Below are 4,313 nucleotides of genomic sequence, written 5' to 3' on the forward strand. Positions count from 1 at the left end.
CGCTCGCTCCAGCGTCGCATCGCGTGCCGGGTTCTGGCGGCGCACCGACGGCGCGAGCTTGCGATCGAGGAACGCCAACACCTCGTCGACCCCGAACTCCCGGCGGTCGACCGTGAGGACCGAGTGTCCCTTGCCCTCGAACTCCACGGCGAGGAAGCGGTCGCCCAGCGTTCGGCGGAGCGTGTCGAACCGCGTGCCGGTGGCGATGTCGGTGCGGTACCGCAGCCCGAGCACTTCGCAGCCGCTCGATCTCACGGCATCCAGATCGCGGGCATCGAGGCCCAGATCCGAACCCCGCAGCGCGGCGCCCCGCGGGAGGCCGATCGCGGCGGGCAGCGACGGCTCGGCGAGCACGGGCGCGATGACCGGGGCATCCGCCATCATCGCGAGCGCGAACCCGCCGGTGAAGCACATGCCGACGACGCCGACCCCGTCGCCGCCCGTCTCGTTGTGCAGCCGGCGCGCGAGTCCGCGCAACCAGCCCGCGATCGGGCTCGTCCTGCCGCGGGCGAAGATCGAGAACTCCCGCCGCACGCAGAACTGCCATGCGTCGGCGGCGAGGTTGGCCGCTGTAAACCCGGCACCGGGAGTGCCGAACAACCGCGGCAGCAGCACGGTAAAGCCGCGGGCGACGATCTCATCGGCGAAGGCCACGAAGGCCGGGTGGATGCCGGGGACCTCGTGGATGACGATGACACCCGGACCGGCACCCTTCCGATACACCTCGCGGGTCTCGCCGTCGTGGGTGACATCGGTGCGGGTCCAGCTCGCGAGCTCCTTCATCCGCACATCGTCGCAGAGTGACGCGCGCCGGCGCGCCCCCGCCGTACGATGGACATCCGCCGATTCCTGAAGGGATGCCGCCATGGGCCTGTTCGCCTCGCGCCCGGAAGAGCCCACCGAGTGGGCGGGGCTGCCGTCCGAACCCCTCGAGCCGCGCTCCCCCGCTGATCGGCTCCCCACCGACGAATCCGTCGACGCGCTCGGGCTCGTCACAGGTGCCGGCGTCGCGTCGATCGTTCTCGACATCCCGCCGGTCGAACCGCCGGCAGAGCCGAGCGAACCACAGCCAGAGCCGAGCGAGCCCGACGAGGCCGGAGCCTAGCGCACAAGGCTCAGCGGGTCGGCCGGCCGGCTTCGTCAGTCGTGCCGGGGAAACCCGAGGTTCAGTCCGCCGTGCGAGGGGTCGAGCCAGCGCGAGGTGATGGCCTTCTCCTGCGTGAAGAAATCGAACCCGTGCGGCCCGTAGGCCTTCGCGTCGCCGAACAGCGAGTCCTTCCAGCCGCCGAACGAGTGGTACGCGACGGGCACCGGGATCGGCACGTTGATGCCGATCATGCCGACCTGCACCTCGCGCTGGAAGCGCCGTGCGGCGCCGCCGTCGTTCGTGAAGATCGCGGTGCCGTTCCCGTAGGGACCGGCGTTGATGATGCCGACGCCATCTTCGTAGCCGTCGACGCGCACGATGGAGAGCACCGGGCCGAAGATCTCGTCGCGATAGACGTCGGACGACGTCTCGACCTTGTCGATGAGTGTGGGGCCGAGCCAGAATCCGTCGGCGTCGCCGTCGACCTCGACGCCCCGTCCGTCGACCACGACGTCTGCGCCATCGGCCGTCGCGACGTCGATGTAGCCCGCGACCTTGTCGCGGTGGGCCTCGGTGATGAGCGGTCCCATATCGCAGCCGCGGGTGCCGTCGCCCGTGCGCAGGGTGCCGATGCGCCGCGCGATCCTCTCCACGAGCTGATCGGCGACCGAGTCCACGGCGAGCACGACCGAGATCGCCATGCACCGCTCCCCCGCCGAGCCGAAGCCGGCGTTCACGGCAGCGTCGGCAGCGAGGTCGAGGTCGGCGTCGGGCAGAACGAGCATGTGGTTCTTCGCGCCGCCGAGGGCCTGCACGCGCTTGCCGTTCGCGCTCGCCGTCTCGAAGATGTACTTCGCGATCGGCGTCGACCCGACGAATGAGATCGAGCGGATGTCGGGATGCACGAGCAACGCGTCGACGGCCTCCTTGTCGCCGTGCACGACGTTGAGCACGCCGTCCGGGAGCCCGGCCTCGGCCATCAGCTCTGCGAGCCAGTTCGCCGCCGACGGGTCCTTCTCGCTCGGCTTCAACACGACCGCGTTGCCGGCAGCGATCGCCAACGGGAAGAACCACAGCGGAACCATCGCCGGGAAGTTGAAGGGGCTGATGATGCCGACCACCCCGAGCGGCTGGCGCAGGGAGTACACGTCGATCCCGGTGGAGACGTTCTCCGAGTAGTCGCCCTTGGTGAAACTCGGCATCCCGCACGCGAACTCGACGACCTCGATGCCGCGGGCGATCTCACCGAGCGCGTCGGAGGTGACCTTGCCGTGCTCCGACGTGAGGATGGCCGCGAGCTCTTCCTTGCGGGCGTTCAAGAGCTCACGGAACGAGAACATCACCGCCTGGCGCTTGGCGATCGAGGCATCCCGCCAGCCCGCGAATGCCGCCGAGGCGATCGCGACCGCTTCTGCCACGTCATCCTTCGACGCCAGCCGCACCTCCTTCTGCACGATGCCCTTGGCGGGGTTGTACACCGGACCCGTACGCGACGAGGACCCCGCCCACGCGGCGCCCCCGACCCAGTGGTCGAGCACCGCCCGCCCGGCCCGATGCCGGTCACGCTCGATCGTCGTCGTATCGGTCATGATGAATCCTTCCGTCCGTCGCGAGGCCTTCAGCGCTGGGAGACGAGGCCATTCTTCACCTCAGGCCAGACGTCGTCATGCCTTCGCCGTGAGGTGGTCGGAGAGGGCGGGGATCACCGTCTCGCCGTAGACGCGGAGCGTCTCCTCCTTGTTGTCGTGCTGCAGGTAGCCCGCGAACTGGTCGACGCCGAGCGAGCGGAGCTCCTCGAGCTTCTCGATGTGCTCGGCCGAGGAACCGAGGATGCAGAAGCGATCGACGATCTCGTCGGGCACGAAGTCGGTATGCGTATTGCCGGCGCGGCCGTGCTCGTTGTAGTCGTAGCCGTGGCGGCCCTCGATGTAGTCGGTCAGTGCCTTCGGCACCGTCCCGGACGAGCCGTACTTGGAGACGATATCGGCGACGTGGTTGCCGACCATCCCGCCGAACCACCGGCACTGCTCGCGCATGTGCGGCCGGTCGTCGCCGATGTAGAACGGCGCGGCGATGCACATCTTGATGCCCATCGGGTCGCGGCCGGCCGCCTCCGCGGCATCCCGAACGTGCTGGATCATCCACTTCGCGATATCGACGTCGGCGAGCTGCAGGATGAAGCCGTCACCGACCTCACCCGTGAGCTTGAGCGCGAGCGGGCCGTAGGCGGCGACCCAGACCTCCAGCTCGCTGCCCACCGACCAGGGGAAGCGCAGCGTCGCACCGTTGTACTCGACCTCGCGCGAGTTGCCGAGCTCGCGGATGACGTGGATCGCCTCGCGCAGCTCCTTGAGGGTCGTCGGCTTGCCGTTCGTGACGCGCACGGCGGAGTCGCCGCGGCCGATCCCGCAGACGGTGCGGTTGCCGTACATCTCGTTGAGCGTGGCGAAAACGGATGCCGTGACCGTCCAGTCCCTCGTCGCGGGGTTCGTGACGAACGGTCCGACCGAGATGCGCCGGGTCTCGGCGAGGATCTGGCTGTGGATGACGTAGGGCTCCTGCCACAGCACGTGCGAGTCGAACGTCCACACGTGCGAGAAGCCGTGCTGCTCGGCCAGCTTGGCGAGCTGCACCGTTCGCGACGCGGGTGGGTTGGTCTGCAGGACTGCTCCGAATTGCATGTCACGACTCTTTCATGAGGACTCGGTCGACCACGGTCACACCAGGTACTGCGAGAGGCCGCGCTTGAGGAAGCGACCGTGACCGGCCGAACCGAGGTACTGGTCGCCGTCCACGATCACTCGCCCGCGCGAGAGCACCGTGTCGACGTGCCCGTCGATCTCGAACCCCTCCCACGCGGAGTAGTCCATGTTCATGTGATGGGTCCGCCCCGTAGGCGAGCCGTCCGGCCGCTGGTCGTACCCGATCGACGTGTGGCCGTTCGGGTCGTAGACGACGATGTCGGCGTCGGCGCCGGGGGCGATCACGCCCTTCTTGCCGTAGAGGCCGAACATGCGCGCCGGAGTGGTGCTGGTCAGCTCGACCCAGCGTTCGAGGGTCAGCTCGCCCGTCACGACCCCTTGGTACATGAGGTCCATGCGGTGCTCGACCGAGCCGATGCCGTTGGGGATCTTGCGGAAGTCGCCGAGCCCGAGCTCCTTCTGATCCTTCATGCAGAACGGGCAGTGATCGGTGGAGACCATCTGCAGGTCGTTCGTGCGCAGCG

General features: G+C 68.6%; 5 protein-coding genes. 1 reads left to right on the forward strand and 4 read right to left on the reverse strand.

The window, feature by feature from the left end:
- A partial coding sequence (locus VNT50_RS07265) for a dienelactone hydrolase family protein (RefSeq protein ID WP_325484440.1) occupies positions 1–783 on the reverse strand: 783 nt, incomplete at its 3' end.
- 82 nt (positions 784–865) lie between these two features.
- Here VNT50_RS07265 and VNT50_RS07270 point away from each other — a divergent pair.
- On the forward strand, positions 866–1,105 hold the full coding sequence (locus tag VNT50_RS07270) for a hypothetical protein (RefSeq protein WP_325484441.1): 240 nt from the start codon (positions 866–868) through the stop codon (positions 1,103–1,105).
- A 35-nt stretch (positions 1,106–1,140) separates the two neighbouring features.
- Here the strand turns inward: VNT50_RS07270 and VNT50_RS07275 are convergent, their stop codons facing one another.
- From VNT50_RS07275 to VNT50_RS07285, 3 genes are all read right to left on the reverse strand, one after another.
- On the reverse strand, positions 1,141–2,676 hold the full coding sequence (locus tag VNT50_RS07275) for a CoA-acylating methylmalonate-semialdehyde dehydrogenase (protein ID WP_325484442.1): 1,536 nt from the start codon (positions 2,674–2,676) through the stop codon (positions 1,141–1,143).
- A 75-nt stretch (positions 2,677–2,751) separates the two neighbouring features.
- Complete coding sequence (locus VNT50_RS07280) at positions 2,752–3,768, reverse strand: TIGR03842 family LLM class F420-dependent oxidoreductase (protein WP_325484443.1); 1,017 nt, start codon at positions 3,766–3,768, stop codon at positions 2,752–2,754.
- A gap of 36 nt (positions 3,769–3,804) precedes the next feature.
- A partial coding sequence (locus tag VNT50_RS07285; RefSeq protein ID WP_325484444.1) for an amidohydrolase family protein occupies positions 3,805–4,313 on the reverse strand: 509 nt, incomplete at its 5' end.

It is taken from the genome of Microbacterium sp., assembly GCF_035554235.1.
GTDB lineage: Bacteria > Actinomycetota > Actinomycetes > Actinomycetales > Microbacteriaceae > Microbacterium.

Coding starts and splice junctions, on each gene's coding strand:
- VNT50_RS07270 (WP_325484441.1), top strand. CDS start 866: ATGGGCCTGTTCGCCTCGCGCCCGGAAGAGCCCACCGAGTGGGCGGGG.
- VNT50_RS07275 (WP_325484442.1), bottom strand. CDS start 2,676: ATGACCGATACGACGACGATCGAGCGTGACCGGCATCGGGCCGGGCGG.
- VNT50_RS07280 (WP_325484443.1), bottom strand. CDS start 3,768: ATGCAATTCGGAGCAGTCCTGCAGACCAACCCACCCGCGTCGCGAACG.